General features: G+C 64.8%; 30 protein-coding genes. 16 read left to right on the top strand and 14 right to left on the bottom strand.

Annotated elements, in window-relative coordinates; all coding sequences use genetic code 11:
- Positions 1–382: 382 nt before the first annotated feature.
- Complete coding sequence (locus E8M83_RS12545; RefSeq protein ID WP_137173694.1) at positions 383–1120, bottom strand: SDR family oxidoreductase; 738 nt, start codon at positions 1118–1120, stop codon at positions 383–385.
- Positions 1121–1219: 99 nt separating this feature from the next.
- Here E8M83_RS12545 and E8M83_RS12540 point away from each other — a divergent pair, with 99 nt between their 5' ends.
- Positions 1220–2116: an AraC family transcriptional regulator gene (locus E8M83_RS12540; RefSeq protein WP_137173693.1), complete on the top strand. Its 897-nt coding sequence runs from the start codon at positions 1220–1222 to the stop codon at positions 2114–2116.
- 29 nt (positions 2117–2145) lie between these two features.
- Here the strand turns inward: E8M83_RS12540 and E8M83_RS12535 are convergent, their stop codons facing one another.
- Positions 2146–2637 (bottom strand): META domain-containing protein, encoded by a 492-nt coding sequence (locus E8M83_RS12535; protein WP_137173692.1) that lies wholly within the window; start codon positions 2635–2637, stop codon positions 2146–2148.
- 177 nt (positions 2638–2814) lie between these two features.
- Between E8M83_RS12535 and E8M83_RS12530 the strand changes: the two genes are divergently transcribed.
- Positions 2815–3216: a hypothetical protein gene (locus E8M83_RS12530; RefSeq protein ID WP_170976781.1), complete on the top strand. Its 402-nt coding sequence runs from the start codon at positions 2815–2817 to the stop codon at positions 3214–3216.
- Between the two features lie 61 nt (positions 3217–3277).
- Here the strand turns inward: E8M83_RS12530 and E8M83_RS12525 are convergent, their stop codons facing one another.
- A complete protein-coding gene (locus tag E8M83_RS12525) occupies positions 3278–4720 on the bottom strand; it encodes a carboxylesterase/lipase family protein (RefSeq protein WP_137173690.1) in 1443 nt (480 codons plus the stop codon).
- A gap of 394 nt (positions 4721–5114) precedes the next feature.
- Here E8M83_RS12525 and E8M83_RS12520 point away from each other — a divergent pair, with 394 nt between their 5' ends.
- The 3 genes from E8M83_RS12520 to E8M83_RS12510 all read left to right on the top strand — a co-directional run bounded on the left by E8M83_RS12520 (position 5115) and on the right by E8M83_RS12510 (position 7550).
- Positions 5115–5846 carry a helix-turn-helix transcriptional regulator gene (locus E8M83_RS12520; RefSeq protein WP_137173689.1) on the top strand — a complete coding sequence of 244 codons (732 nt, stop codon included), beginning with the start codon at positions 5115–5117 and terminating at the stop codon, positions 5844–5846.
- A gap of 207 nt (positions 5847–6053) precedes the next feature.
- Complete coding sequence (locus tag E8M83_RS12515; RefSeq protein WP_229491504.1) at positions 6054–7028, top strand: porin; 975 nt, start codon at positions 6054–6056, stop codon at positions 7026–7028.
- Between the two features lie 87 nt (positions 7029–7115).
- Positions 7116–7550, top strand: coding sequence for a hypothetical protein (locus E8M83_RS12510; RefSeq protein ID WP_137173687.1), 435 nt, complete (start codon positions 7116–7118; stop codon positions 7548–7550).
- Here E8M83_RS12510 and E8M83_RS12505 read toward each other — a convergent pair.
- The 3 genes from E8M83_RS12505 to E8M83_RS12495 all read right to left on the bottom strand — a co-directional run bounded on the left by E8M83_RS12505 (position 7512) and on the right by E8M83_RS12495 (position 10104).
- Complete coding sequence (locus E8M83_RS12505; protein WP_137173686.1) at positions 7512–8534, bottom strand: SDR family oxidoreductase; 1023 nt, start codon at positions 8532–8534, stop codon at positions 7512–7514. The two genes, E8M83_RS12510 and E8M83_RS12505, sit on opposite strands and share 39 nt — an antisense overlap.
- Positions 8535–8779: 245 nt before the next feature.
- Positions 8780–9781, bottom strand: coding sequence for a sulfate ABC transporter substrate-binding protein (locus tag E8M83_RS12500; protein ID WP_137173685.1), 1002 nt, complete (start codon positions 9779–9781; stop codon positions 8780–8782).
- A 110-nt stretch (positions 9782–9891) separates the two neighbouring features.
- Positions 9892–10104, bottom strand: a complete 213-nt coding sequence (locus tag E8M83_RS12495; RefSeq protein WP_137173684.1) for a hypothetical protein — start codon at positions 10102–10104, stop codon at positions 9892–9894.
- A 141-nt stretch (positions 10105–10245) separates the two neighbouring features.
- Between E8M83_RS12495 and E8M83_RS12490 the strand changes: the two genes are divergently transcribed.
- Both E8M83_RS12490 and E8M83_RS12485 read left to right on the top strand, forming a co-directional pair.
- Entirely contained in the window at positions 10246–11001 is a 756-nt protein-coding gene (locus E8M83_RS12490; protein ID WP_137173683.1) for a phosphatase PAP2 family protein, read from the top strand.
- A 14-nt stretch (positions 11002–11015) separates the two neighbouring features.
- Positions 11016–11852: a metallophosphoesterase gene (locus tag E8M83_RS12485; RefSeq protein WP_137173682.1), complete on the top strand. Its 837-nt coding sequence runs from the start codon at positions 11016–11018 to the stop codon at positions 11850–11852.
- 128 nt (positions 11853–11980) lie between these two features.
- On the opposite strand, the gene cls is transcribed toward E8M83_RS12485, so the two are convergent.
- Together cls and E8M83_RS12475 are read right to left on the bottom strand one after the other, a co-directional pair.
- The gene (cls, locus tag E8M83_RS12480; protein ID WP_137173681.1) at positions 11981–13369 is read right to left on the bottom strand and encodes a cardiolipin synthase; all 1389 of its coding nucleotides are present in this window, start codon (positions 13367–13369) and stop codon (positions 11981–11983) included.
- Entirely contained in the window at positions 13366–15540 is a 2175-nt protein-coding gene (locus E8M83_RS12475) for a site-specific recombinase (RefSeq protein WP_137173680.1), read from the bottom strand. The genes cls and E8M83_RS12475 overlap by 4 nt, the downstream gene beginning before the upstream one ends.
- 158 nt (positions 15541–15698) lie before the next feature.
- On the opposite strand from E8M83_RS12475, the gene E8M83_RS12470 reads away from it, so the two are divergent.
- Positions 15699–16535 carry a branched-chain amino acid aminotransferase gene (locus tag E8M83_RS12470; RefSeq protein ID WP_137173679.1) on the top strand — a complete coding sequence of 279 codons (837 nt, stop codon included), beginning with the start codon at positions 15699–15701 and terminating at the stop codon, positions 16533–16535.
- Positions 16536–16608: 73 nt separating this feature from the next.
- Here E8M83_RS12470 and E8M83_RS12465 read toward each other — a convergent pair whose 3' ends face one another.
- From E8M83_RS12465 to E8M83_RS12450, 4 genes are all read right to left on the bottom strand, one after another.
- The gene (locus E8M83_RS12465) at positions 16609–17277 is read right to left on the bottom strand and encodes an OmpA family protein (protein WP_137173678.1); all 669 of its coding nucleotides are present in this window, start codon (positions 17275–17277) and stop codon (positions 16609–16611) included.
- A 106-nt stretch (positions 17278–17383) separates the two neighbouring features.
- A complete protein-coding gene (locus E8M83_RS12460) occupies positions 17384–17530 on the bottom strand; it encodes a lmo0937 family membrane protein (RefSeq protein WP_005671362.1) in 147 nt (48 codons plus the stop codon).
- An 87-nt stretch (positions 17531–17617) separates the two neighbouring features.
- Positions 17618–17842 carry a hypothetical protein gene (locus tag E8M83_RS12455; protein WP_137173697.1) on the bottom strand — a complete coding sequence of 75 codons (225 nt, stop codon included), beginning with the start codon at positions 17840–17842 and terminating at the stop codon, positions 17618–17620.
- Positions 17843–18011: 169 nt separating this feature from the next.
- Positions 18012–18731, bottom strand: coding sequence for a glycine zipper 2TM domain-containing protein (locus tag E8M83_RS12450; RefSeq protein WP_137173677.1), 720 nt, complete (start codon positions 18729–18731; stop codon positions 18012–18014).
- A gap of 196 nt (positions 18732–18927) precedes the next feature.
- Between E8M83_RS12450 and E8M83_RS12445 the strand changes: the two genes are divergently transcribed.
- Positions 18928–19656 carry a Crp/Fnr family transcriptional regulator gene (locus E8M83_RS12445; protein WP_137173676.1) on the top strand — a complete coding sequence of 243 codons (729 nt, stop codon included), beginning with the start codon at positions 18928–18930 and terminating at the stop codon, positions 19654–19656.
- Between the two features lie 133 nt (positions 19657–19789).
- Here E8M83_RS12445 and E8M83_RS12440 read toward each other — a convergent pair whose 3' ends face one another.
- Both E8M83_RS12440 and E8M83_RS12435 read right to left on the bottom strand, forming a co-directional pair.
- Positions 19790–20011 (bottom strand): glycine zipper 2TM domain-containing protein, encoded by a 222-nt coding sequence (locus E8M83_RS12440; protein ID WP_137173675.1) that lies wholly within the window; start codon positions 20009–20011, stop codon positions 19790–19792.
- A gap of 20 nt (positions 20012–20031) precedes the next feature.
- Positions 20032–20358 carry a BON domain-containing protein gene (locus E8M83_RS12435; protein WP_137173674.1) on the bottom strand — a complete coding sequence of 109 codons (327 nt, stop codon included), beginning with the start codon at positions 20356–20358 and terminating at the stop codon, positions 20032–20034.
- 204 nt (positions 20359–20562) lie between these two features.
- On the opposite strand from E8M83_RS12435, the gene E8M83_RS12430 reads away from it, so the two are divergent.
- From E8M83_RS12430 to E8M83_RS12400, 7 genes are all read left to right on the top strand, one after another.
- Complete coding sequence (locus E8M83_RS12430) at positions 20563–20952, top strand: DUF4398 domain-containing protein (RefSeq protein ID WP_137173673.1); 390 nt, start codon at positions 20563–20565, stop codon at positions 20950–20952.
- Between the two features lie 78 nt (positions 20953–21030).
- Positions 21031–21933, top strand: coding sequence for an OmpA family protein (locus E8M83_RS12425; protein ID WP_137173672.1), 903 nt, complete (start codon positions 21031–21033; stop codon positions 21931–21933).
- Positions 21934–21960: 27 nt separating this feature from the next.
- Complete coding sequence (locus E8M83_RS12420; RefSeq protein ID WP_137173671.1) at positions 21961–22494, top strand: bacterioferritin; 534 nt, start codon at positions 21961–21963, stop codon at positions 22492–22494.
- A gap of 52 nt (positions 22495–22546) precedes the next feature.
- The gene (locus tag E8M83_RS12415; protein ID WP_229491503.1) at positions 22547–22891 is read left to right on the top strand and encodes a YqjD family protein; all 345 of its coding nucleotides are present in this window, start codon (positions 22547–22549) and stop codon (positions 22889–22891) included.
- Positions 22892–22906: 15 nt separating this feature from the next.
- On the top strand, positions 22907–23293 hold the full coding sequence (locus E8M83_RS12410) for a phage holin family protein (RefSeq protein WP_137173670.1): 387 nt from the start codon (positions 22907–22909) through the stop codon (positions 23291–23293).
- 88 nt (positions 23294–23381) lie between these two features.
- Positions 23382–23765 carry a hypothetical protein gene (locus E8M83_RS12405; RefSeq protein ID WP_137173669.1) on the top strand — a complete coding sequence of 128 codons (384 nt, stop codon included), beginning with the start codon at positions 23382–23384 and terminating at the stop codon, positions 23763–23765.
- A gap of 206 nt (positions 23766–23971) precedes the next feature.
- On the top strand, positions 23972–25114 hold the full coding sequence (locus tag E8M83_RS12400) for a DUF3616 domain-containing protein (protein WP_137173668.1): 1143 nt from the start codon (positions 23972–23974) through the stop codon (positions 25112–25114).
- The last annotated feature ends 41 nt before the right edge of the window (positions 25115–25155 follow it).

The following is a 25155-nucleotide window of genomic DNA, read 5'->3' as shown; positions in this document are numbered from 1 at the left end:
CACACCCTGCGGAGACGATTGTTCGATAAGTAGCTGAGCCGTAAACCTTTTGGCCGTAGTCTTGAAAACTGCCGACGGTGTGAGCCGTTCGTGAGTTCGAATCTCACCGCTTCCGCCAAGCATACTGAACAAGAGCCTCGCAATCGGGGCTTTGTTCGTCTTCTCGCAGCACCAAACAATCAAAATCGGCTTCTGTGCTGAATCCGCTTTCCCGCTTCAAACACAAGGAATGCGTCATGGTACATCCGCTGCTTCAGCGTTATTTCAGGGTCGCAGCGCGGTGATTAATCCCTGTAATCTCCGCATATGTTGCGGTGATTAGAAGTTTATCTGGGCCGGCGCCCGCAGTACCGCTGTGGTCTGGTACCGAGGCGGAAAATCCTCAGCCGGCTAGCTCCACCGCATCTTCTCCAGCCGGATAGCGCAGCGTTTCACCCGCATCGTTCGCCGCCCGCCACACCGCTTCCGCCACCGCCGCTTCCGTTGTCACCGCGCTCGACTGCCCAAGCGTCGCGAAGATCGACTGCGCCAGCGGCATATAGGCTTCGGGCAGCAGCCCCTGCATCCGCTGCGCGCCATTCGATGCGAAGCGCGTGGTCGGCCCGTACCCCGGTTCAATCAGTTTCACGCGCACGCCAAACTCGGCCAGCTCCAGCGCCAGCGATTCCGTGAACCCCTCGACCGCCGTCTTGCTCGCCGTATAAGCCGCGACGAGCGGGAAGGGCGCCAGCGTAGCGCTCGACGTCACATTGATCACGAGCCCCGAGCGCCGCGCGCGAAACTGCGGCACCACCGCCTGCGTCATCGCCATGGTGCCGAAGGTATTGGTCTCGAAGATGTCACGCACGGTCGCCATCGGCGTCGCCTCGAACGCCCCGAACAATCCGATGCCGGCATTGTTCACCAGCACATCGATCGGCCCGGCAAGCGCCAGCGCCTGCCCGATGCTGTCGGCCCGCGTCACATCCAGCGCCACGATCCGCAACCGCTCGGCAGGCGCCAGCACAACGGGATCCGGCGTACGCATCGTCGCGACGACCTGCCATCCTTGCTGGTGAAACAGGCGGGCGGTTTCCAGGCCATAGCCGGACGAGCAGCCGGTGATCAAGATCGTTTTCATTGCAGCTTCTTTGGTGAGGTGGGAGTAAGGTGACTTTAAAGCGCCATACCCGGATTGGCTATAATCCAGAATCCATATTTCATTCGCAGGAGTCCGAACATGGTGGACCCGCTGGCTGAGGTCATCGGTTTACTGAAACCGCGGGCGGTCTTCTCGAAGGTGATCGCGGGCGCCGGCGCCTGGGCCGTCCGTTATTCTGAATTTGGCGTGCCGAGCTTCTGCACGATGCTGGCCGGCGAATGCGTGCTGGCGGTCGATGGCCAGGAGGCGGTGCTGCTGAAGGCAGGCGATTTCGTCCTCATGCCCCGGACTCCCGGATTCACGCTGTCGAGCACCGCCCCCGCCATCCCGGTCGAGATGGACCCGGCCGCGCCACCAAGCCAGGACATCGAGATACGCCATGGTCGCCAGGAAGGCCCGCCAGAGACGCAAATGCTCGGCGGTTACTTCGCCTTCGATTCCCCCGACGCCAGCCTGCTGGTGTCGCTCCTGCCGACGCTGCTCCACCTGCGCGGCGTCGAGCGGCTGACCGTGCTGGTGCAACTGGTGCGGGACGAATCCCTCGAGCAGCGATCGGGCCGCAACCTGGTGCTGGCCAGGCTGGTCGAAGTACTGCTGGTCGAAGCCCTGCGATCGGCGCCGTTGAACGCGGCATCCCACGGTCTGCTGCGCGGGCTGGCCGACCCGCGCATCGGCATCGCCATCCGCCACATGCATGGCGACCCCGCCTATCCATGGACGGTAAAAGCACTGGCCGAGAAGGCCGCCTTGTCCAGGACCGCATTCTTCGACCGGTTCTCCCGGGGCGTAGGTGTCGCACCGATGGAATACCTCCTGGCCTGGCGCATGGCGCTGGCCAAGAACCTGCTAAGGCAAAAGAAATTCGCCCTCGCCGACATCGCCGACCGCATCGGCTATGGCTCCGCCAGCAGTTTCAGCACCGCGTTCAGTCGCCACGTCGGACTCCCGCCCAGCGCCTACCCGAACGAGCGCTGAGCAAGCCTGCCTGCGTGAGCGCGCCAGGCCTAGCGGGAGGGCAGGGCGGCCGGAACCGGCTTCCAGACATAGATGCCGCCGTCGGCCATCAGGCTCATCGATAACGTCCCTCCCTGCAGGGTGTAGGAACGCACGTTGCCCATGTCCCTGGCGATACGGGTGTCGAGCGACCCCTCCGGACACATCATCCGGGTCATGGCCACATTAGCGAACGAGATGACGCCACGACCCGGCTCGCCCGCTTCTTGCGTGTACGAGGTCGTGCCGCGATTGCAGTCCAGTTGGAGCGCGGCGCGTCCGTCGGGCGACAAATGCACGGTGTAGATGCGACCGGGCTGGGGGCGGGTCACGCCTTGTGCGTCGTCCATGGACTGGATTTCGTGCAGCTGCCAGGTCGTGCCGACCAGGGCGGTCTGCTTGCTGTCTTGTCCCGCGGACCCGCCGGCCGGCGGTGCTCCGATACTGCAGGCGGCGCACAGGACGGCCGCAAAAACAACGGTCATGCTTGACGATGTCGACATGGCAGGCTCCTTACATTCTTGTAATTACGGGATAGGGCGACATGGAGATCATCCCATGCTACATTCGAAACAGGTGCACTGTTGAGTCGCCCAATCGATTATTCACGCCGGGTAGCTACTGCAGGCGCATCGTGAGCAGGCCAAAAATACAGGCAGGTTTTTCATGAGGGGACATCGATGCAGATAGCGAAAATGATAGTCGCGGCCACCGTTGCCGTAATGGCGTTCTCAGTGCCGGCGCATGCCAGGGAAGACGACAGTTCAACCAGGATCACCTTGCCGGCAGCCGGCAAGCCAGCTGCGTACAAAGGCTCGATCCGCGGCCATGCCGCCGCCGAGTATGTGTTCGAGGCGACCGCCGGCCAGAAAGTGCGGATCGACCTGGATACGAATAACCGGTCGACATTCTTCAACCTGCTACAGGACGGCAAGCCCGAGGCCCTGTTCGTCGGGTCCATGAAGGGAGATTCCTTCAGCGGCGCATTGCCCGGCGCCGGCACCTACCGCGTCAAGATCTACATGATGCGCAATGCGGCGCGCCAGAACATCACGTCGAAGTACGAGTTGCGCCTGCGTTGACCGGTAGCGCGACGGGGTGCACCGCGCGGTGTCCCCGTCCGCAAATGCGCGGCCTGGCGGCCTAACGGCTTGCTGGCCTGGCCGTCTGCGCCGCGTCGATCTCGCCCGCCCATGGGTCTTTCTGCGCGACCGGCTTGCCGCTCGCGGCGAAGTCCATCAGCTCGTCGCTGGCGCGCCCGTAGCGCGGCCATGCCGGCAAGCCCGCCCCATTCGGATCGCCGCGCTTGGCAAAATTGACCATGTACGTGCTCATCGCCTTGCCCACGGCGATATCCTTCTGCGTCGCCTGTTCGCCATACTTGACGGCCACCGTATCGAAGAAGAAGGGGATGTCGGTCGCATGGCCGGCGCCGGCGCCCGGCTTGGCTACCGAGTCGGCCACGTACGAGAAACGGTAGGCATACACCGGCGCCCCGTGACCGGCCAGTGTCGCCGCCAGGCTGCGCGCGCCGGCGACCATATAGCCCGTCTTGCCGCCGATGTCGGCGCTGGTGGCGCCGATCATCACCGGCACCTTGTGCATGCGGCCCGCGGCAAAGGCGGCGCCGGAGTCGATCGCCAGCTTGCCGTCGACGAAAGGCCCATGGTAGGTCGCGGCGGCGGCCGGCTGCCCGAAGGTGGCCAGGTTCATGCCATCGACCACCTGTTCGGCCGGCAGCGCGCGCAGCTTGTCGAGCGCTTTCGGATCGTCGGAGGCGATGCCCTTGGCGGCCGCGAAGTCCTGGCCGATCTTCTCGACGCCAGCCAGCGGCGTCGGCGCGGTATTTCCATCGCCGCCCGACATCACGACCGCCTTGGCGAACAATCCCTGGCTCAGGGGCGAAGTCAGCAGCGCATTGACCGACATGCCGCCCGCCGATTCGCCAGTGATGGTCACATTGGCCGGGTCGCCGCCGAAGGCGGCAGCATTGCGCTTGATCCACTGCAGCGCCGCGACCTGGTCCATGAAGCCGTAGTTGCCGAGCGGGGTCTTGTCGCCCGCCTCGCGCGTCAGTTGCGGATGGGCGAAGAAACCGAAGCGGCCGATCCGGTAGTTGAAGCTGATGACCACGACGCCCTGTTTCGCCAGTTCCGCGCCGGAATAGGTCGGCGGCGACGAGCCGCCGTTGACGAAGCCGCCGCCATAGATCCAGACCAGCACCGGGAGCTTGCCCTGGCTGGCGGCCGGCTTCCAGACGTTCAGGTACAGGCAGTCTTCAGCGGGCTTGGTGCCGAGCGGCGCGGCATCGCTGGGGAAGGGCAGTTGCATGCAGTCGGCCGCATGGCTGGTCGCCTGGCGCACCCCGGTCCAGGGCTGCACGGCTTGCGGCGCGCGCCAGCGCAGGCTGCCCACGGGCGGGGCAGCGAAGGGGATGCCCTTCCAGCTCGCGATGCCCTCGTCGACCTTTCCCTCGACCTTGCCGCTATCGATCGTCACCACCGGGCCGGCGGTCGCCGCGAATGCCAGTGGTGCGGTCATCGCCAGCGCGGCGGCGAGCAGGGGAGCGAAAGGGGAAGTCGGCATCGGGGGTCTCCTGTGTCATGGTTGGAATGGTGTCCCCCATGGTAACCGACTCGTTCCGCCAGAGTGTGCCAGCTCAACCATGTAAAGGGTTTCGGACTGAAAACGTCTATTGTCAAAAATATGAAAAACCCAGTAAAAATGTCCTTTATATATAGCTTCTAAATCAGAATCCTTCTATCAATTGCAATTTTTAGACAAATTATTTGGCGGAGATGTCAACACAAGCGTTACTGTTTCGTCCAAAATATATGTTTGGAAACAAATTTCTTTCAGTATATTTAGTCGGCCCTATTTGACTCATGGTTTCGGAGTTATTATTACGGGTTATTACGAGCGGGCCTGCGCCTTTCCTGCCTGGCCTGCCTCGCGTTCCACTTTCCGAGCTTCGTACACCATGACCCAAATCAGCCAGATCATCGCCACCATCAAGCGCCAACTGAAGCTGCAAGGCCTGACCTACCGCGACGTCGCCGTCGCGCTCGACTTGTCCGAACCGAGCATCAAGCGCCTGTTCGCCAGCGAGCAGTTCACGCTCGAGCGCATCGTGGAAATCTGCAGCCTGCTCGGCTTCACCCTGGCCGAGATCGCACAGGAAGCCCAGAACGGACAGCGCCGCCTGCGCACGCTGAGCGCCGAGCAGGAAAGCGAGCTGGTGCAGGACGACAAGCTGCTGCTGGTGGCAGTCTGCGCGCTGAATCAATGGCGCATGCTCGATATCCTGAACGTCTACCGGATGAGCGAATCCGAGTGCCTGCAATACCTGCTGCGCCTTGATCGCCTGCAACTGATCACGCTCCTGCCCGGCAACCGGATCCGCGTCAATGTGGCGCGTGACTTCGACTGGCAGGCCGACGGTCCGATCCGGCGCTACTTCAACCAGCAGGGCATGCCCGACTTCGTCGCCGGCGGTTTCGATGGCGCAGGCGAAACGCTCGATTTCGTGCACGGCATGCTGACCGAAAGCGCGCGCGCCAAGCTGCAGCACGAGCTGCGCCTGATGCGCGCCCGCTTCGCGCAGCTGCATGAGGAAAGCCTGGCCGCGCCGCTGGCGCAGCGCACCGGCAGCGGCCTGCTGCTGGCGCTGCGCGAGTGGGAGCCGGCCGCCTTCGCATCGCTGCGGCGCTAGGTTCACCATTCGAGTTTGATCGTAAAGATTGCCTTGGCTTACTGTTTCGGTGTACGGTACAGAACAGTGAGGCGGATCAAGGCAGCGCGCAAGGCAATGCGTTGGCGCATGATGACGCTGAAACTCTCGGTTATGTGAGGTATTAGACAGATCAGGCTGCCATAACAGGCGGATAGTAGGTGTCAGGGAGAGATTGACGCCATGAGAATGTCCATCGTCGCAGTGGCTGTGCTCGGAGGGAGCGCGGCGTGCGCCTCGGCGCAGAACGCACCGGCATCCTTTCACGAAGGTGCCGGCGCCGGGGCGATCCAGGAAGCCGTTTGCGGGCCAGACTGCCTGGCCGAGCTGCAATTGGTCGCGCGTGCCGAAGCGGTGCCGGCCGCGGCGTCGATCTTCATGCGCGAGTCGGCGCCCGAGAGCGAAGGCGAGACAGCGCGCGAACGCGAGCAGCAGGCCGCATTCATGGCCAGGCGCCAGTACAACCTCGACTACACCACCCTGAACGAAGTGGGCGATCCGTTCCAGGGCGGCCTGTCTGCCCAGGCTGCGCCGCGCGGCATGCGCGCCGATGACAGCGAAGGCTTCGAAGGCCGCTTTGCCAACTTTAGTGCCGGCGGCAAGTGGCGCAAGGGCGATGTCGACGGTTCGCAATCGGGACGCGCCTGGGGCATGACGGTCGGCGTGAACCTTGGCCCGCTGAACATCCGCGCCGCCCACCAGAACCGCAACGTGGCCAAGGTCACGCGCTACAACGAGGTCGACATCACCATGGCGGCCCGCAATTCCATCGTCGCCGCCAATATGCGTTTCGACTGGGGCACGGCCTACACCGCCTACAGCGCCAACCGCGGCTGGGGCAACTCGCCGCTGTTCAATCCCGATAACCCCTATGGCGCCAGCGTCGCCGCCACGCGCTCGACCGACAGCCGCGACGTGCTGATGGGGGTGGCCGTGCCGATCTCGCGCCAGACCACGGTGCTGGCGTCCTACGTGCGCCGCAACGACCGCGACCCGTCCAACAACGATGCGCGCCAGCTCGCCGTCGGCGCCACCTACGCCGTGTCGCGCCGGATGGATTTCTATGCCGCCTACTCGCACATCCAGCACCTGGCCGGCGAGCACCTGGGCATCAAGCCTGGCAACGGCTCCTCGCTCAACGTCGGAATGCGGCGCGCGTTCTGAGGCCGAACCGCGCTGCCAGCGCGGCGACAACAAGCGGCGAAATTCAGTACTCTGTCTCCATGGTTCATCAACACATGAGGAGGCAATATGACTGGCACCAGCACACTCGACCCCGATAACTTCCCGGAACGCCCTGACCGCAGCCTGGGCAAGGGCCATGGCATCGACGCGCTTGGCCCGAGCGATATTTCGGACACCGGCAGCGACGTCGTCGGCGGCCCCGGCTTTGCGGCCAATCTCGATCCCGACCAGGTGCTCGATTTCGATGAAGGCACGACATCCGACCTCGAAGCGAGCCACGCCGGCGACACCGCCGGTCCCGACGTCGGCGACGCCGATTTCTCGGGCGACAGCGATATGGGCGGCACCGGCGAACGGGCCGCGGCCGGCCGCGATGCGGTGGCCAGGGATGGCGCCGACATCGATACCGACCGCATCGAGTCCATCCCCGACCTGCCGCTGACCGAGGAGGACACCGAGTTCTTAACGAGCCGTCCGCCGACTCAGGGCGAAGGCCGCTAGCAGCGCGCCGCCGCCCAGCAGGGCGGTGGTGATCTGCTTCGAGCGCAGCTGGGCCGCGGTGTAGGGGCTGCGCTCATGGACGCGGTGCGGCGAGCCCTGGCGCTCGCGCAGTTCGCGCGTGTGGTCCGGCTTGTGCAGGGCGTCGCGGCGGCCCGGGTCGGTCGGGATGTCCATCTTCTGGTTCTTGAACATGGTCGCCGTCACATACTTGTCGAAGGCGCGCGGCAAGAAGCGGGCGCCCGACGAATTCATCTTGGCCGCGCCGCCGACGAATACGTCGCGCTTCGGATGTTGGGCCGCATACAAGATGGCGTCGGCCACCAGTTCCGGCGCATATACCGGCGCCGGCAGCTTCGGTTCCTTCTCCATATAGTTTTTGGCGTGTACCGCGAACATGGTGTCGATGCCCGACGGCTTGACCAGGGTGACCGACATCGGCGCGCCCTCCTTCTCGAGTTCCATCCGCAGCGAATCGGTGAAGCCTTTCACCGCGTGCTTGGAAGCGGCGTACATGCCCTGCAGCGGGATGCCGTGGTCGGACAGTTCGCTGCCCAGGTTGATCAGGGCGCCGCCGCCGCGCTGCTTCATGTGCTTGACTGCTTCCAGCGAGCCGTTCACCACGCCCCAGAAATTGGTCTGGAACAGGCGGTGGTGGTCGGCGGGCGAGACGTCTTCGATGCGGCCGAAGATCGAGATGCCGGCATTGTTGACCCAGGTATCGATGCGGCCGAATTCGCGGATGGCGGCGTCGCCGATGCGCTCGACGTCCTCGATCTTGCCGACGTCGGCGGGGACGGTGACGACCAGGGCGCCGCGTGCGCGCAGTTCGTGGGCGAGTTCGTCGAGGGCATCGTCGGCGCGCGCCGCCAGCACCAGCCGGGCGCCGCGCTCGGCGGCCATGCGGGCGGTCGACAGGCCGATGCCGCTGGTGGCGCCGGTGATGACCATGACTTGTTCGTTGATCCTGCGGAGTTTGACTGACATTGCGCGATCCTTTCCGTGTTCGGTGTGGTGCAGGGAAGGACTGCCGCGTTCGCGAATGCGATGCGCGGCAGGCCACGAGTTAGTGAAATGTTCACTTCGTGACCGAGTTTGCTATGTCAAGGGATTTTTTGGCGCGCGGGTGGCGTGTGCACGTGCAGAGGTGGCGTCCGACAAAAAAAACGCCGTTCCACCAGAGGCGGAACGGCGTCAGGAGACAGGGATGCCGAGGTGATGCGTATTACCGATTACTTCTTGGTGTAGATCTGGTCGAAGATGCCGCCGTCAGCGAAGTGCGCCTTCTGGGCCGTGGTCCAGCCGCCCAGCTCGTTGATCTGGATCAACTTGATCTGCGGGAACTGCGACGCGTATTTCTTGGCGAACTTGTCGACCGCAGGGCGGTAGTAGTTCTTGGCGATGATGTCCTGGCCTTCGTCGCTGTACAGGTATTCGAGATAGGCCTGGGCCACCTTGCGGGTGCCTTTCTTGTCGACGTTCTTGTCGACCACGGCCACCGGCGGCTCGGCCAGGATGCTCAGCGACGGCGCGACGATCTCGAATTTATCGGGGCCGAGTTCGCGCAGCGCCAGCAGCGCCTCGTTTTCCCAGGCCAGCAGCACGTCGCCAATGCCACGCTCGACGAAGGTCGTCGTTGAACCGCGGGCGCCCGAGTCGAGCACCGGCACGTTCTTGTACAGCGCGCCCAGGAATTCGGCCGCCTTCTGCGGATTGCCGCCCGGCTGGCGCAGCGCGTAGCCATAGGCCGCGAGGTGGTTCCAGCGCGCGCCGCCCGAGGTCTTCGGATTCGGCGTGATCACCGAGACACCCGGCTTGACCAGATCGTTCCAGTCCTTGATCTTCTTGGGGTTACCCTTGCGCACCAGGAACACGATGGTCGAGGTGTATGGCGCGCTGTGGTATTGCAGCTTTTGTTCCCAGCCCGGATTGATCAGGCCCTTGTCGCGGATGGCGTCGATGTCATAGGCCAGCGCCAGGGTGACGACGTCTGCCTGCAGGCCGTCGATCACCGAACGCGCCTGCTTGCCCGAACCGCCGTGCGATTGCTTCACATTGACGTTGTCGCCCGTCTTGGCTTTCCAGTGCTTGGCGAAAGCAGCGTCGAACTCATGGTACAGCTCGCGGGTCGGGTCGTACGACACATTGAGCAGGTTCACGTCGGCGGCGAAAGCCGAGGTTTGTACCAGCAGCGTCAGTGCTGCGAGGGAACGAATGAAGGTTTTGCGAAGCATTTATTATCTTTCTGGAGGGTGGGAAACCGTAGCGTACGATCTCAGCCCATAGAAAGAAAACGAATATATTCAACAATCCTTATTCGGTTTCTACCGCATGCCGTGCCGGATCAGTGAGCCTTGGACAAGATGAGCAGCCAGCGGCGGAACAGCAGGATCTCGACGTGGCCGGCCTCGACGCCGGTGTCGCACTCGATGATCGGATTGACGGCATAGAAGCGCTTGCGGAAATCGCGGGTGACGAGGATCTCGCGGCGGCCGATGCGTGCCAGGAAGGGGACAGGTGCGTGTTCCAGGCCGAAGGAGCTGTTCAGAGTGGTCATGTTCGTTTCCTTGTGTCGAAGTGGTTGTGCAGTGAGGAAAGAATAACACAACCACTGTATAAATCTACAGCTACTGTTCAAATACACAGTGTTTTTTTGTGTGTGTGGTTTTTTCGCCAAGTCGGTCATAATCTGCCCACCATGACCAAGAGCCTGCCCCGCCTCCACCGTTTCGCCGCCGCCCGCTTCTCGCCCGAGGGCGAATATGGCCTGCACCTGACTGTCGGGGTGGTCCTGCTGCTGCTCGCGATGGCGGGCTTCGCCCACCTGGCCGGGGCGGTGGTTGCCGGCGCCCCGATCACCCGGCTCGACGTGGCGGTGGCCGGATGGCTGCATGCGCACGCGAGCCAGGGGGGCCTGCTGCGCGATGCGCTGCTGGTCCTGACCCACGTCCACAGCACGCCCGGCGTGCTCGCGATCGCCGCCGGCGTCGGTATATGGCTGGTCCGGCGCGGCCATCGCTACTGGCCGATCGCGCTGGTCGCGAGCGTGCCGGGCGGGATGCTGCTCAATGTCGCGCTCAAGCACACCTTCGAGCGCGCGCGGCCGCATTTCGAGGAGCCCATCCTCACGCTCACCACCTACAGCTTCCCGAGCGGGCACACGATGGCCGCCACCGTGCTCTATGGCCTGCTGGCCTGCTATTTCGCGCGCCGGGCCAGCTCCTGGGCGGGACGCCTGCTGCCGTTCCTGCTGGCCGCGCTGATGATCGGCCTGATCGCGTTCTCGCGCATGTACCTCGGTGCGCACTACCTGACCGACATCCTGGCGGCCCTGGCCGAAGGCTGCGGCTGGCTGGCGATCTGCATCGGCGGCACCGCCACCCTCAACCGGCGCCATGCCCGGGCCGCGCGCGAACGCGGCGCGGCGGGCGGGGCGCCGCCGCAAGAGATCTGAAAAAAGGAGACCCGATGCGTACCCTCGTTCACCTGTCCGACCTGCACTTCGGCCGCGTCGACCAGGCCTTGCTGGGCCCCTTGCGCGAGCTGGTCGAGCGCATCGCGGCCGACGTGGTCGTGATCTCGGGCGACCTGACCCAGCGCGCCAGGGTCGAGGAATTCGAACAGGCGCGCGCCTTCCTCGATACGCTGCCCGGGCCGCAGATCATCGTGCCGGGCAACCACGACATCTCGCTGTACAACGTGCTGCGCCGCTTCGTGCGGCCCCTGGCGCGCTACAGGCGCTTCATTACCGACGAGCTGGAACCGGTCTTCATCGACGACGAGATCGCCGTGGTGGGCGTCAACACCGCGCGCTCGCTGACCATCAAGGACGGCCGCATCAGCCAGGAGCAGGTTGCCGGCTTGCGCGATCGCCTGGCCGGCCTGGGGCCGCAGGTCACGCGCATCGTCGTCACCCACCACCCCTTCGACCTCCCTGAGCACTACGAAAGGCGCGACCTGGTGGTACGTGCGCCGATGGCGATGGAAGTGTTCGCGCAGACGAATGTCGACATCCTGATGGCCGGCCACATGCACGCCAGCCACGCCGGCAGCACGGCGGCGCGCTACCAGATCGCCGAATATGCTGCGCTGGTGATCCAGGCCGGCACCGCGACTTCCACGCGGGGGCGCGGCGAGGTCAATTCATTCAATGTGGTGCGGGTCGAGCCGCAGCGGGTCGAGATCGACCGCTATGGCTGGGATGTGGTGGGCGGCAAGTTCGAACTGGTGACGACCGAGAAGTTCGTCCGGGCCGGCAGCATCTGGTCGCCGCATAGCGACGGGATGCTGGCGGCCGGCCTGTGACCGGGTATGCGTAGGGTAGGCGGCTCTGCCGCCGACGCGGTGATGGTTGGCCGCAGAATCATCCGGCGCGAAAACGGCGCCGATAACGATCGACGCGTCGGCGGCGAAGCCGCCAACCCGACGGCTTTCTAGATCCAGTACTCGGTCAGGCGCGACATCATCTCGCGCAGCCGATCGCCCCACGGCCGCCGCTTCCACTCGTCGAGCTTGATCTGCTTCGAGTGCCGCAAGTCTTCGCGGAACGCCGCCTCCATATCGCGCCCGAAGTGCGGATCGAGCACCACCACATTGACCTCGTAGTTGTGGATGAAGCTCCGGCGGTCGATATTGGCCGAGCCGATCGACGACCACATGCCGTCGATCACCGTGGTCTTGGCGTGCAGCACCGCCACCTGCAGCTGGTAGATCTCCACGCCGCCCTCGAGCAGCGCTTGGTAGAACGACTCGCCCGCATACTTGATGAAGTCGTGGTCCGACACGCCCGGCAGCACCAGCTGCACCTGGACCCCACGTTGTGCGGCCGCGACCAGGCCGTCGACGATCTGCTGGTCGGGCACGAAATAGGCGGCCGTCATGTGGATCGATTTCTTCGCTTCGCCGATCGCCAGCACCAGCGATTTATAGATCTCCGAATCGCGGTCGGGCGAGGTGGCCAGCACCCGCACCACCTTCTCGCCGACCGGCGCGAGCTTGGGGAAGTAGTCGATCTGGGGCAGCTCGCCCGCGTCCTGGTGCACCCAGTTGTCGATGAACGCCCATTGCAGCGCGCCGACCGCCGGGCCTTCGATCTTGATGTGGGTATCGCGCCAGCCGACGTCTTCCTCGTTGACCTTGCCGGCCCGCTTATTGGAGCGGAACAGCGAGCTGTTGGCGTAGGTGCTGCTGATATTGATGCCGCCGGTGAAGGCGACCTTGCCGTCGACGATCATGATCTTGCGGTGGTCGCGGTTATTCAGCGCCCATTTGCCCGGCCGCTTGGTCGGGTTCACCGGATTGAACACCAGCACGTTGATGCCGGCCTGGCGCAGGCGGTCGAAGAATTCCTTGGGCGTGGCCAGGGTGCCCACGCCGTCGACGATGATATTGACCACCACGCCGTCGCGCCGCTTCTGCATCAGGATCTCGGCGAACTGGGCGCCGATCTCGTCGTGGTCGAAGATATAGGTTTCGAGGTTGATCGAGGTCTTCGCGTTTTTGGCCGCTTCCATCATGGCGCGCATGGTCGCCGGGCCGTCGAACAGCAGCGAGACCTGGTTGCCGGCGATGAGCGGCACGCCGGTCGCCTGTTCTTCGAGCACCGCCAGCTGCTTGAGGTCGGGCGAGGCGCGCGCCCAGCGCCGCTTGAGCAGCGCCGCCGCCTGTCCGTCCTTGAGTTCCCCACGCTGGGTGGCGACGGTGGGCACGGCCTTGTCGGGCGCTCCGGCGATGGTGCTACGGTCGGGCAGGGCCTTGCACGAGGCCACGACGCAAACGAAACCGATGAAGCCGAACCAGGCGGCGAAGCGCTTCTTGTTCATTTTGATCCCCTCGACGAGACGGTGTCGGGCGGCGGCAACTGGCGGTGCCGCGGTCCCAGGAAGAATTCGACCGGCGAATACGCGAAGCGCCGGCCCAGCGCCTGCACCAGCAGGATCCAGCGCTTGAACTGGATATTGCGCGCGCGCAGCGCCACCCACAGCGCCAGCCCGAAGCTGACCAGGAGGTTGACGGTACCGATCAGGAGCACGCCGGCGGCGGCGTTGCCGATCTGGGCCCAGCTCATGCCATAGTCCAGGGCCACCAGCGCGGTCGCGAAATTGGCGGCCGAGAAGGTGATGTGGCGGATGTCGATCGGCAGGCCGAGCAGGAAGCCGACGGTGCCGGTGGTGCCGAGCAGGATGCCGAAGAAGAAGTTACCCATCAGGCCGCCGAGATTGTCCTCGACATAGCCGCCCAGCCGCGCCAGGCGCTCGGCGCCCAGCAGCCGGCGCAGGCCGCGGATCTGCTGCACGCGCTGGCCCATGCGGGTATACAGGGCCTTATTGTCGTAATACCCCGAGATCAGGCCGGCGACGAACAGCCAGACGCCGGCCACGGCCGCGTAGAACAGGGCCGGGCTGTGGAGCGGATCGATATCGTTGAGCAGGTGCAGTGCCTTGATCGGGTCGACCAGGTGGTGGCCGGTGTACCAGCGCACGCCTTCGGCGATGCCCCAGGCGACCGGGAAGGCCACCAGCACGTTGCCGAGCACTGCCACCATCTGGGTGCGGAATACCTTGTTGACCAGTTCGGCCAGCTTGTCGACGTCGATCCCGCGCCCGCTGGCCGAGCGGTGCAGCGAGGCGGCGATGCGCTGGGCCGTCATGGCCGGCTGCTTGGTCGCGACCGTGAAGTGCAACATGTGGATCAGCACGAAGCCGAACGAGTAGTTCATGCTGAACAGGAAGGCCTCGATCAGCGGCGGCATGCGCAGATAGCCCATCAGGATTTTTACCAGCGCCATGAAGCCGACGATGAAGCCGGCGCCGGACGACGACCACAGCATGCGGCGCAAGTCCTTGCGGTCTTCGGCGATGTAGTGCTCGCCGGTGCGGCTGGCGTTCTCGGTGACGTTGCGCGCCAGCAAGTGGACATTGTCGCGCACCAGGCCGCTCACCTGGTATTTGGTGTTGTGGGCTTCGATCAGCTCTTCGGCCAGGGCGATCGCGGCGCGCTGGCGCGGGCTGAGCAGCGGCGCCTCGAGCGGCGCCAGCTGGCCCGGCTTGTCGGCCACCGGCACCACGGGCGCCAGGACTTCGCCATCGACCACCAGCTCGTCCATCACTTCCAGCGCGGCGGGAATCGGCACCGGCGTCGAGCTCTGTTCGTCGGTGACGTCGACCAGGAACAGCAGCTTTTGCAGGCGGTCGATGCTTTGCTGCACCGCCACCAGCAGGTAGGTGAGGGCGATGCTGGTGCCGTTCGACAGCGCCAGGCGCCGGATCTTGAGCACCACGTCCTCGCACTGGTCGAGCATCACCAGGAGGTGGCGTGCGTCGTCCGGGAGCGCGCGCTCGCCACCAAGATAGCGCGCGTACTCGTCGAGGTAGCGGTTGGCCTCGATGTTCTGCATCAGGAACGGCGAATCGAAGTTCTCGATCTGGCTGTAGCTGTGCACCAGGCGCGGCTCGAGGCCGAGCGCGCAGATGCGGCAGGACAGGGTGCGGATCGCATCGAGCAAGCCCTTGAGCGTGACCACGCGCGCGCGGCCGGGAGCGTGGTCTTCTGGCGGCGGGGCATTGGCGATCACGTCGAACAGCTGCATCCAGTCGGCGTCTGGCACCGCGCGGATCCATTCGAAGTCGTCCTCGCGGTACAGCACCTGGTCGAGCGCGTCCGACAGGTACAGGTCGTCGAGCGCCGGCGGCAGGAAACGGTAGGTGATGCGGCCTTTCAGTTCGGTGACGAAGCCATCGTTCGACAGGATGCCGATATCGCTGTAAAGGCTGGTGTGCCGGCGTTTCTCGAGCAGGGTGGTGATGTAGCGGCGCAGTGACCAGGCCTGGCCCGGATTGCCCTTCAGCAGCTGGGTCAGCGTGCGCACCGCCTGGGCCGGATCGTCCGCGTCCTGCCACACCCAGCGCTGGCTCGGGCGCAAGTGGCAGACCAATTCGACCAGCAGGTCGATATTGTCGCTGTAGGGATCGATCCGTTCGAGAGTAGCAAGCATGAAAACAATTTTTACTGGAAAGCCGTAGTGTACGCGAGGCGAGCAGTAAATATGGTGTGGCAACGAACAGTAAGCCACCGGTCCCGGCCGTCCGGGCAACTGGACGGAAAGGGGCTGTCCCCGCTACACTGGTTCGGTTTATGTTCGAGAAGGCAACCATGTACCTCACTTATTACAACGGCCAATGGGCCGAAGGTAACACCCCCCTGTATGGCGCGATGGACCACAGCCTGTGGCTCGGTTCGTCGGTCTTCGATGGCGCGCGCGCGATCCGCGGCAAGCTGCCCGACCTGCGTCCGCACCTGGAGCGCGTGATCGCGTCGAGCGAAAAACTGGGCCTGCGCTGCCCCTTGGACGTAGACGAGATGGAAGCGCTGGTGCGCGAAGGCGTGGCCAAGTTCCCGCCGGATGCCGAGCTGTATATCCGCCCGCTGGTGTTCGGCTCCGAGGGCTTCCTGATTCCGGTGGCCGAAAAAAGCCAGTTCGCGCTGACCCTGTTCGATGCGCCGCTGCCGCCGTTCACCGGTTTCTCGAGCTGCCTGTCGACCATGCGCCGTCCGCAGCCGAATATGGCGCCGACCGACGCCAAGGCCTCGGCCCTGTACGCCAACTCGACCCGCGCCATGCGCGAGGCGAAAGAGCGCGGCTTCGACCAGGCCATCATGCTCGACGCCGAAGGCCACGTGGCCGAGTTCGCAGCATCCAATCTGTTCCTGGTGACCGAGGACGGCAAGGTAGTGACGCCGGCCCTGAACGGCACCTTTTTGGCGGGGATCACGCGCGCCCGCGTGATGGCGCTGCTGGCCGATGCCGGCGTGCAGGTCGAGGAACGTACGGTCAAGGCGACCGAGCTCAATACCGCGCGCGAGATCTTCAGCACCGGCAACTACGGCAAGGTCACGCCGTGCACCCGCTACGAAGACCGCACGCTCGAAGCCGGCCCGGTCGCGCGCCAGGCGCGCGAGCTGTACCTGGCGTTCACCGACGCCGGCTGAATACCCGCGATATCAGCGTCTTGAAACGACAAAGGCCGGCATTGCCGGCCTTTGTCATCGTGGGCTTAGAAGATCAGCCGCGCGCCGGTTCGGCGACGTAGATCTCGACACGGCGGTTGCGCGCCTTGCCTGCATTGTCGTTGTTCGAGGCGATCGGTTCGCGCGAGCCGCGGCCCTCGATGGTGATGCGGTTCGGGTTCACGCCGCGGCCGGCCAGGTAGTCGCGGGTGCGCGAGGCGCGGTCGACCGACAGCGGCTGGTTGATGGAGTCGCTGCCGGTGCTGTCGGTGTGGCCGATGATGACCACATTGGTGTTCGGATTTTCTTGCAGCGTCTGGGCGAAGCGCTGCAGGATCGGCTGGAAGTTGCCCTTGATGTCAGAACGGCCCGTATCGAACGAGATATCGCTCGGGATCTCGAGTTTCAGGCGGTTGTCCTGGGTCTGGGTGACTTGCACGCCGGTGCCCTGGGTGGCCTGTTCCATCTGCTGCTTCTGGGCTTCCATGCGCTTGGACCAGATATTGCCGATCACGGCGCCCGCGGCCGCGCCGATGGCGGCGCCGCCTGCCACGCGGCCACCGCCGCCGCCGCTGGTGGTGCCACCGATCAGGCCGCCCAGGCCGGCGCCGATGCCGGCGCCGGTCGCGGTGCCGCGCTGGGTGGTGGACATGTCGGCGCAGCCGGTGGCGGTGAGGGCGACGATGGCGATGGCGGCAGTCGTCTTGATGAAGTTTTTATTCATGGTGGAACTCCTTAAAGTAAAAAATCCGTTTCGTCGTCACGCCCGAAACAGGCGCGACCGCGAAACGGATTGGGTGTTTCGACAAGCGGGACTTGTCATTTTACATCTATATGCCGCGACCGCTGATCAGGCGAACCAGGATCATGATGACCGCGACGACGAGCAGGATATGGATGAAGCCGCCGATGGTGTACGAGGTCACCAGGCCGAGCAGCCACAGGATTACGAGAACGACAGCGATGGTATATAACATGATGGTTTCTCCTCTACTGTTTGCGCCGGTTGCGCTGTGATTCCAGTATTGACCAGAGTACTGTTGACTACCGTTCGATGGCGTACATTAAACACAACTTTTTTGTTTGCGAATGCCAGGGATCCAGCCCATCATGCCCATCAGCCCGGTGCAGCCGATCAGGCAGGTCACCAGGCCGCCCGCGATCAGGAACACGATGTCCTGCGGCTGCAGGTGACCGTGTCCGTCGGGCGCCGGTCCGGCCGACAGCAGGCCGAACAGAGTCAGTACGATTCCCCAGACGATGATGCCGATCCATGCCAGGCTGTTCATGCGTTTCTCCCACGGTTGATGGTGTGCCCCGCCATTCGTTTCAGCGTGATTCGATTGTCGGGTCAGCTCATCCATATTTCCGTGCGTTGGCGCACATTGCGTTCAGGAAAAACTTTGGCCGGAACGCTTGCGCGATTCCGGCCATGTGGTAGTCATGCAGAGTGCGTGATCAGGCGACCGAGCGCAGCTTTCCCTTGACGATGCGCACGCGATCGCCGCTGCGCCATTGCGGCTGGCTGTTCTGGCGGAAGGTGCGCAAGGTGCCGTCGTCCAGGCGCACGCGGATCTCGTAGCTGGTGGTGGCTTTCATATTGCCCTCGACCTGGTTGCCGACCACGGCGCCGCCGATCGCGCCGGCCGCGGTGGCCAGGGTGCGGCCGCTGCCGCCGCCGACCTGGTTGCCCAGCAGGCCGCCAATGACGGCGCCGCCGGCCGCGCCCAGGCCGCTGCCTTCGGCGCGCTGGGTGATGGTGCGCACCGATTCCACGTTGCCGCAGTTCGAGCACCAGTCGCGCTCGTTGGCGGCGACCTGGGTCGGCTTGCTTTCTTTAACGGGTGCGGCCACGACCGGGGCCGGCGCCTGCTGCACCGGGGCCACGGCCGGCGCCGGCGCATAGGCCTGCGCCGCCGGCGCCAGCGGCGCGCCGGGGTAGTCCGTGCCGGGGGCCACGCCAGGCGCCGGCTGGGGCACGTCCTGCGGCAGGGTCGAGGCCAGCGCCAGGCGCTCGGCTTCGCTCAGCTGGCGGTTGGCGGTGCCGCCGACGGACGAGGGCAGCCAGCCCATGATGGCGGCGGTGCCGACCATGCAGAACAGCACGACGGCCGCGGCAGCCAGCAGCAGCAAGGGGTGGGTGCGGCCCTTGACGGGGTGGTTTGGTGGCGTATTCATCTTTATTCCTTTCGTATGGCGTTGACGCCGAGGGTTCAACAATTGTCGTCAGGAACAACCGGAGCTTCCGTGCGTCACCGTACATACTGGCTCAGGGGCGGCGGTTACGCTGGCTTAAATTGTTTGCAAATGTATCTGGAACGCCGCGTTCCCGGCTTGCGCTGCGTGCCCTTGCTGCCAGTCTCTTGAGGAAAAAATGAACTCTGCCGTTCACCCGCCCGTCGCCGAGCACAACAGTAACCTGTTGCTGGCCGCGTTGCCGCCACAGGACATGGCCCGCATGCTGCCGCTGCTGAACCAGGTCACGGTCGAGGCCGGGCAGGTGCTGTGCGAGGCCGGCAATCCGATCGAGCACATTTATTTTCCACACGATTGCCTGGTATCGCTGCTGGGCGTGGTCGAAGGCCGCATGACGCTCGAGGTCGGCCAGGTCGGACGCGAGGGCATGCTCGGCGTGACCACCGCGCTCGGCCACGACACGACCCAGGTGCGCGCCGTGGTGCAGCGCGCGGGTAGCGCCAGCCGCATGGAGGGCGCGCGCTTTCGCGCCGAGGTCGAGCGCAATCCGGCCCTGCAGCGGGTGCTGTACCGCTACACCGATGCGCTGCTGGCGCAGGCGATCCAGATCGCCGTCTGCAGCCGCTTCCACGTGCTCGAGGCGCGCCTGGCGCGCTCGCTGCTGGTGACGCGTGACCGGCTGCAGTCCGACCGCTTCCACCTGACCCATGAATTCCTCGCCCATGCGCTCGGCGTACGCCGGGTGGGCGTGACCAAGGCGGCCAGCGCGCTGCAGCAGCAGGGGCTGATCAACTACAGCCGCGGCAATATCGAGATCCTCGATCCGGACGGCCTGGCGGCGGCCTCGTGCACCTGCTACCAGATCGTCAGGGAGGCGGGGGCAATGTCGGTGGCGCAGGAAACCTGAACATCATTTCGGTGGCGGTGACGGTGACGGTGACGCGTCGGCGGCGGAGCCGCCAACCCTACGGACCTCAGCACCACCAAGCAAGACGCCCGGACGAGCCGGGCGTTTTGTTTTTGGTGGCGGACTACCTGGATCAGTTGGTGGTCTTGACCTGGTTGCCGATCACGCCGCCGACGGCTGCGCCGCCCACGGTGCCGATGGCGCTGCCGCCGGTCACGGCCCCGCCCAGCACGGCGCCGGCGCCGGCGCCGATGGCGGTGTTACGGTCCTGCTTCGACATATTGCCGCAGCCGGTCATGCCGATTGCCGCGGTTGCCAGGGTGACGGTCACTACCAGGGTTTTGATGGTTTTCATGGTGATCTCCTTAGATGGGGTTATTTCAGGCGCAGGTCATTCCTGACCGATTTGACGCCCTTGACGGTTCGCGCGACCGAGGCCGCCGCGGCTACGCTGTCCGCCGAGCTCACGAAACCGCTAAGCCGGACAATGCCTTGGTACGTGTCGACATCGAGATCGGAGACCGTCAGTTCCGGATCGAGCCGGATGGCGCTGCGCACACTGGCGCTGATGGCGTCGTCGTGTGCGGCATCGACGGCGCCGAAGCCGGGGATGCCAGAGGCGCAGCCTGCCAGCGGTCCGCCAGCCAGCAGGGCCAGCAAGACCAGGGTAAATCCATGACGCTTGACGCTCGATCGGTTCATTCGGTATGTCGTTTCTCGGTGACTTGGTGCAAGCGTAGAGATCGGCGCTGGTTTGATCTGTTCGGCAACACACAATGCGCATGCCGTGTTGTTACAGGGTGTTTCAGAGGCACAGCTGCCTTGGACAATGTGCGTCAACGTACTGATCGGCGGCGATAACAGGTTTATAACGTTCCTTACAACACTTCCCCAGGAGAATATGCGATGAATAAACATCAAACGATGACCGGGTTTGCCCGCCTTGGCTGCGCCGCTGCCGTACTGGCGCTGACCGCGTGCGCGAGCCCCGACCAGGCGCCGGCCACGGCCGACGTGGCGGTCTCGCGCCATGCAGTGGAGAACGCCGTGTCGGCGGGCGCCGCCGAACTGGCGCCGGCCGAGATCAGCGCTGCCCGCGACAAGATGGGCCGCGCCAACCAGGCCCTGGCCGCGCGCGACTACAAGCTGGCGCGCGAGCTGGCGGTCCAGGCCCAGGCCGACGCCAAGCTGGCCCAGAGCAAGGCCGTGTCGGCCAAGGCCACCGCCGCCTCGACCCAGCTGAACGAAGACCTGCGCGTGCTGCGCGAGGAAGTCGATCGCGCCAACAGCCAGTGATGTGAAGCTTCAATGCCTGTGTTGAATGCATGAGTCCGCGCCGTCGAACGGCGCTCCAACAAGAAGAGGAACAAGAACATGAAAAACCGTAAATCCGCCGTATCGATCCTGGCCGCCGCCGTGCTGGCCGCCGCCTGCGCCAGCGCGCCGATGAGCACGCCGACCCTGGACCAGGCGCGCGCCGACTTCGTCAGCGCCAACAATAATCCGCAGGTCTCGACCTATGCGCCGATGGAGTTCAAGCAGGCCAGCGAGGCGCTCGACCAGGCCAACCAGGCCGCGCACCGCCGCGAAAGCCTGGCAGACGTCGACCGCCTGGCCTATGTCGCCAAGCAGCGCATCGCCACCGCGCAAGAAGTCGCCAAGGCCAAGGCGGCCGAGGCCGACATCGCCGATGCGTCGCGCCAGCGCGACCAGGTGCGCCTCGAGGCACGCACGGCGGAAGCCGACCGCGCCAAGCGCGAGGCCGAGGCCGCCCAGGCCGCTGCCCAGCAAGCCCAGGCACAGGCCCAGGCCACCATGCAGCAGAATGCCGCGCTGGCCGAGCGCGCCGCCCAGCTCGAAGGCCTGCTGAACGATATCCAGGCCGTCAAGACCGAGCGCGGCTATGTGGTGACGATCGGCGACGTGCTGTTCGCGACCGACCAGGCGACGCTGAATCCGAACGGGACCTCGACCCTGCGCAAACTGGCCGACGTGATGACGCAGAACCCGAACCGCTCGGTGCTGGTCGAAGGGTTTACCGACAGTACCGGTAGCGCGAGCTATAACCAGGACCTCTCGCAGCGCCGCGCCAATGCGGTCGCCACTGCGCTGGCCCAGATGGGCGTGTCGCGCGACCGCATCTCGATGAAAGCCTACGGCCAGGCCTTCCCGGTGGCGTCGAACGACAACGCCTCGGGCCGCCAGCAGAACCGCCGCGTCGAGATCGTGCTGTCGAACGAGGGTGCGGCAATCCCGCCACGCGCAGCAATGCGTTGAACATTTTGAACCGAGTAAGGAAACAGCATGGAACAGACGAACAAGCTGGCACACGGTTTCGACATCGAGGCCATCCGCCGCGCGGCGGCCAACCTCGATGACGGCGCCGTCACCGAGGGTTACCAGGCCGACCGCGAAGCGGTCATCGCAATGCTCAACGACGCCCTGGCCACCGAGCTCTTGTGCGTGATGCGCTACAAGCGCCATTACTACACGGTGGCCGGCCCGAACACCGGCCACATCAAGGCCGAGTTCCTCGAGCACGCCCAGCAAGAGCAGGAACACGCCGACCGCATCGCCGAACGCATCGTGCAGCTCAACGGCTCGCCCAACTTCAATCCGGCCACGTTCACCGCGCGCAGCCATGCCGAATACGACGAATCCGACGACGTGCAGGCGATGGTGCGGGCCGACCTGATTGCCGAGCGGGTGGCGATCGAGTCATATCGTCAAATGATCGCGGCGATCGGCGACAAGGATCCGACCACGCGCAATATGCTCATCGACATCATGGCGGTCGAAGAAGAGCATGCCGACGATTTGCGTGACCTGATGGCCTGAGCCAGCTTGTTCGTCCAGTCTGACCGATTCACCATAGTTACAGGAGTAGAACATGCTAGAAACATCCCGCAACACCAACGGCAGCATGCACCCGATCAGCGGCAGCACCTATGCCACCCAGTCCGACGTGAAGGCGCTGGTGCGCGATGCGCAATCGATGCTGACCGCGGCCGCCTCGCTGACCGGCGAAAAGGCCGAAGAATTGCGTGCGCGCGGCATGGAGCTGCTCGACAAGGCCCTGGGCGGCGCCAGCCTGCTGCCGACCCATGCCGTCGAAAAGGGCAAGGAATTGGCCCACACGGCCGATGTCTACGTTCACGACAATCCCTGGCGCACGATGGCGATCGCGGCCGGCGTCGGTGTGCTGCTCGGCATCCTGCTGAGCCGCAAACATTAAGGCCGGGGGAACAACGTGGATAAAAAAGAATCGATCGTACACACCCCCGGTGTCTTCAGCGGCATCTCGAGCCTGTTCAAGAGCCTGTTCGGCCTGGCAGTGTCGCGGGTCGAGCTCGCGGCACTCGAATTGACCGAGGTGCGCAACCACATCATCGAGCTGCTGGCCATCTTTGCGGCGGCGGTGCTGGCGGTCTGGTTCGCCGTCGCCTTCGGCGCCATGACCGTGGTCGCGCTGGCATGGGATTCGATGGGTTGGACCGTCCTCCTGATCATGTTCGCGGTGTTCGCGCTGGTCACGGCGGTGCTGGTGACCAAGGGCCTGGCGCTGCTCAAGCAGAACAAGCTGGCCTTCCCGGCGACGATGAAAGAACTCAAGAACGACCGCGAGATGTTGCTGTAAGCGGCTGCTGTAAGCGGTTGCAGCAGGCGGCCGCCGTCGGCGGCAGTCGTGCGCGACCGCTGCCGGCGCAAATAACAAGGGAGAAAGTATGCAAAATCAAAACGGAACGATTGGATTGGCCGGTCACCAGCACAGCCTGGATCCGGCGGTGCGCAAGGCCGAGCTGTTGCGTGAAGGCGAGTTCTTCCGTGCAGGCGTGGCCCATGCCAAGGCCAGCATCCAGTACAGTATCAAACCAGAGGTGATGCTGCACTCGGCGATGGACCATGCCACCTGGGCCCTGCGTGCCCGGGCCGATGCGATGCTCAAGCCGACCGGCACCAATGTGTCGGTGCTGCTGCCGTATGCCCTGGGCGTGGTCAATTTCGTGCGCCAGCGCCGGCTCGGCAAGCAAGCGGCGGGCGCCGCCCTGGTGCTGGGCGCACTGGGCTGGTACGCCAATCGCAAACGGGCGCAGCAAATCCCTGAATAAGGGTAAGCTGTGTTTCAAGGGTTGCCGCAAAGGCTTTTGCGGCAACAAACAGCTGGCAGGCGAGCGACCGCGCCGTTATCGAGACACTAGGGCAGGTCGCGTTGTACAGAATATGGTGGGGCTTGAGCGGCGTCGCAATCGGGGATTGGACGCCGTCTTTTTTTGCCTGCCGCCCCTGATTGCCGTTCTTACTTGCGAGGCGCCGCATGCATCCATCCAATATCGTCCTGCTCGAATTCCACCCCGAACGCGATGCCCTCAGCCCCGGCAAACAATTGCGCAACGGCCTGTCGGTGGCCCTGCGCATGGGCGACACCCTGTGGCTGGCCAATGACGAGTCGCTCAGCATCGAGCGCCTGACCCTGGCGGCCGAGGACAGCCGCGGCAAGACCAGTTTTGCGCGCGCGCACCGCCAGTACGCGCTGCACGATTTCCTGGCGTTGCCGCTGCCGCCCTACGAGGCCGAAGGCAAGCGCATCAACGAGGCCGATATCGAGGGCCTGGCCAGCGATGGCGGCTACCTGTGGCTGACCGGCTCGCACAGCCTGCGCCGCAAGCGGCCGGACGAGGGCGATGGCGTGCGGCGTAGCCACAAGCGCCTGGCCAACGTCAGCGCCGACGGCAACCGCTACCTGCTGGCGCGCATTCCGCTCGTCGGGCGGGACGGTTCGCATGAGCTGGTGAAAGAGACTGGATCAAAAGGCAAGCGGCGCACGGCGGCGCTGCTGCGCGGCGACGAGCATGGCAACGAACTGACCGCGCTGCTCAGGAACGACGAGCACTTCGGTCCCTTCCTGGCGATTCCCGGCAAGGACAACGGCTTCGATATCGAGGGTATCGCCCTGGCCGGCAAGCACGTGCTGCTGGGCCTGCGCGGCCCGGTGCTGCGCGGCTGGGCAGCGATCGTCGAAGTGGCTCCGGTCGACGATGCCGGGGAAGGCTGGCTGCGGCTGGCGCCGCTCGACGAGGATGGCGCCATGTACCGCAAGCACTTCCTGGACCTCGATGGCCTGGGCATCCGCGACCTGTGCGTGCAGGGCAAGGACTTGTTGATCCTGGCCGGGCCGACGATGGACCTGGATGGCCCGGTGACGCTGTTCAGGTGGCCCGGCGGGGCGCGGCCTGATAAAGCGTCGGCGGTGACGCGCGAGATGCTGGAACATGTGCTGGCGCTGCCGTTCGGCCAAGGCGTCGACCACCCTGAAGGCATCTCGCTGTTCTCGAGCCAGGACGGCCGCGAGGAGGAACTGCTGGTTGTGCACGATTCGGCATCGCCCAGCCGCCAGATCGGCGACAGCACCCTGGTCGCCGACGTGTATGCCTTGCCGCCGCGGCGCAACAAGAAATAGGGCAAGAAAATAGGGCAAGAAAATAGGGCAAGAAGCAGGGG

Source organism: Massilia sp. HP4, assembly GCF_005222695.1.
Classification (GTDB): domain Bacteria; phylum Pseudomonadota; class Gammaproteobacteria; order Burkholderiales; family Burkholderiaceae_D; genus Telluria.
The sequence above is the reverse complement of the archived record's forward strand: the minus strand, read 5'-3'. Positions and strand labels throughout refer to the sequence as shown.

Bases quoted from the DNA above. Each gene is read 5' to 3' on its own strand.
- E8M83_RS12545 (WP_137173694.1), bottom strand. From the start codon at position 1,120: ATGAAAACGATCTTGATCACCGGCTGCTCGTCCGGCTATGGCCTGGAA.
- E8M83_RS12540 (WP_137173693.1), top strand. From the start codon at position 1,220: ATGGTGGACCCGCTGGCTGAGGTCATCGGTTTACTGAAACCGCGGGCG.
- E8M83_RS12535 (WP_137173692.1), bottom strand. From the start codon at position 2,637: ATGTCGACATCGTCAAGCATGACCGTTGTTTTTGCGGCCGTCCTGTGC.
- E8M83_RS12530 (WP_170976781.1), top strand. From the start codon at position 2,815: ATGCAGATAGCGAAAATGATAGTCGCGGCCACCGTTGCCGTAATGGCG.
- E8M83_RS12525 (WP_137173690.1), bottom strand. From the start codon at position 4,720: ATGCCGACTTCCCCTTTCGCTCCCCTGCTCGCCGCCGCGCTGGCGATG.
- E8M83_RS12520 (WP_137173689.1), top strand. From the start codon at position 5,115: ATGACCCAAATCAGCCAGATCATCGCCACCATCAAGCGCCAACTGAAG.
- E8M83_RS12515 (WP_229491504.1), top strand. From the start codon at position 6,054: ATGTCCATCGTCGCAGTGGCTGTGCTCGGAGGGAGCGCGGCGTGCGCC.
- E8M83_RS12510 (WP_137173687.1), top strand. From the start codon at position 7,116: ATGACTGGCACCAGCACACTCGACCCCGATAACTTCCCGGAACGCCCT.
- E8M83_RS12505 (WP_137173686.1), bottom strand. From the start codon at position 8,534: ATGTCAGTCAAACTCCGCAGGATCAACGAACAAGTCATGGTCATCACC.
- E8M83_RS12500 (WP_137173685.1), bottom strand. From the start codon at position 9,781: ATGCTTCGCAAAACCTTCATTCGTTCCCTCGCAGCACTGACGCTGCTG.
- E8M83_RS12495 (WP_137173684.1), bottom strand. From the start codon at position 10,104: ATGACCACTCTGAACAGCTCCTTCGGCCTGGAACACGCACCTGTCCCC.
- E8M83_RS12490 (WP_137173683.1), top strand. From the start codon at position 10,246: ATGACCAAGAGCCTGCCCCGCCTCCACCGTTTCGCCGCCGCCCGCTTC.
- E8M83_RS12485 (WP_137173682.1), top strand. From the start codon at position 11,016: ATGCGTACCCTCGTTCACCTGTCCGACCTGCACTTCGGCCGCGTCGAC.
- cls (WP_137173681.1), bottom strand. From the start codon at position 13,369: ATGAACAAGAAGCGCTTCGCCGCCTGGTTCGGCTTCATCGGTTTCGTT.
- E8M83_RS12475 (WP_137173680.1), bottom strand. From the start codon at position 15,540: ATGCTTGCTACTCTCGAACGGATCGATCCCTACAGCGACAATATCGAC.
- E8M83_RS12470 (WP_137173679.1), top strand. From the start codon at position 15,699: ATGTACCTCACTTATTACAACGGCCAATGGGCCGAAGGTAACACCCCC.
- E8M83_RS12465 (WP_137173678.1), bottom strand. From the start codon at position 17,277: ATGAATAAAAACTTCATCAAGACGACTGCCGCCATCGCCATCGTCGCC.
- E8M83_RS12460 (WP_005671362.1), bottom strand. From the start codon at position 17,530: ATGTTATATACCATCGCTGTCGTTCTCGTAATCCTGTGGCTGCTCGGC.
- E8M83_RS12455 (WP_137173697.1), bottom strand. From the start codon at position 17,842: ATGAACAGCCTGGCATGGATCGGCATCATCGTCTGGGGAATCGTACTG.
- E8M83_RS12450 (WP_137173677.1), bottom strand. From the start codon at position 18,731: ATGAATACGCCACCAAACCACCCCGTCAAGGGCCGCACCCACCCCTTG.
- E8M83_RS12445 (WP_137173676.1), top strand. From the start codon at position 18,928: ATGAACTCTGCCGTTCACCCGCCCGTCGCCGAGCACAACAGTAACCTG.
- E8M83_RS12440 (WP_137173675.1), bottom strand. From the start codon at position 20,011: ATGAAAACCATCAAAACCCTGGTAGTGACCGTCACCCTGGCAACCGCG.
- E8M83_RS12435 (WP_137173674.1), bottom strand. From the start codon at position 20,358: ATGAACCGATCGAGCGTCAAGCGTCATGGATTTACCCTGGTCTTGCTG.
- E8M83_RS12430 (WP_137173673.1), top strand. From the start codon at position 20,563: ATGAATAAACATCAAACGATGACCGGGTTTGCCCGCCTTGGCTGCGCC.
- E8M83_RS12425 (WP_137173672.1), top strand. From the start codon at position 21,031: ATGAAAAACCGTAAATCCGCCGTATCGATCCTGGCCGCCGCCGTGCTG.
- E8M83_RS12420 (WP_137173671.1), top strand. From the start codon at position 21,961: ATGGAACAGACGAACAAGCTGGCACACGGTTTCGACATCGAGGCCATC.
- E8M83_RS12415 (WP_229491503.1), top strand. From the start codon at position 22,547: ATGCTAGAAACATCCCGCAACACCAACGGCAGCATGCACCCGATCAGC.
- E8M83_RS12405 (WP_137173669.1), top strand. From the start codon at position 23,382: ATGCAAAATCAAAACGGAACGATTGGATTGGCCGGTCACCAGCACAGC.
- E8M83_RS12400 (WP_137173668.1), top strand. From the start codon at position 23,972: ATGCATCCATCCAATATCGTCCTGCTCGAATTCCACCCCGAACGCGAT.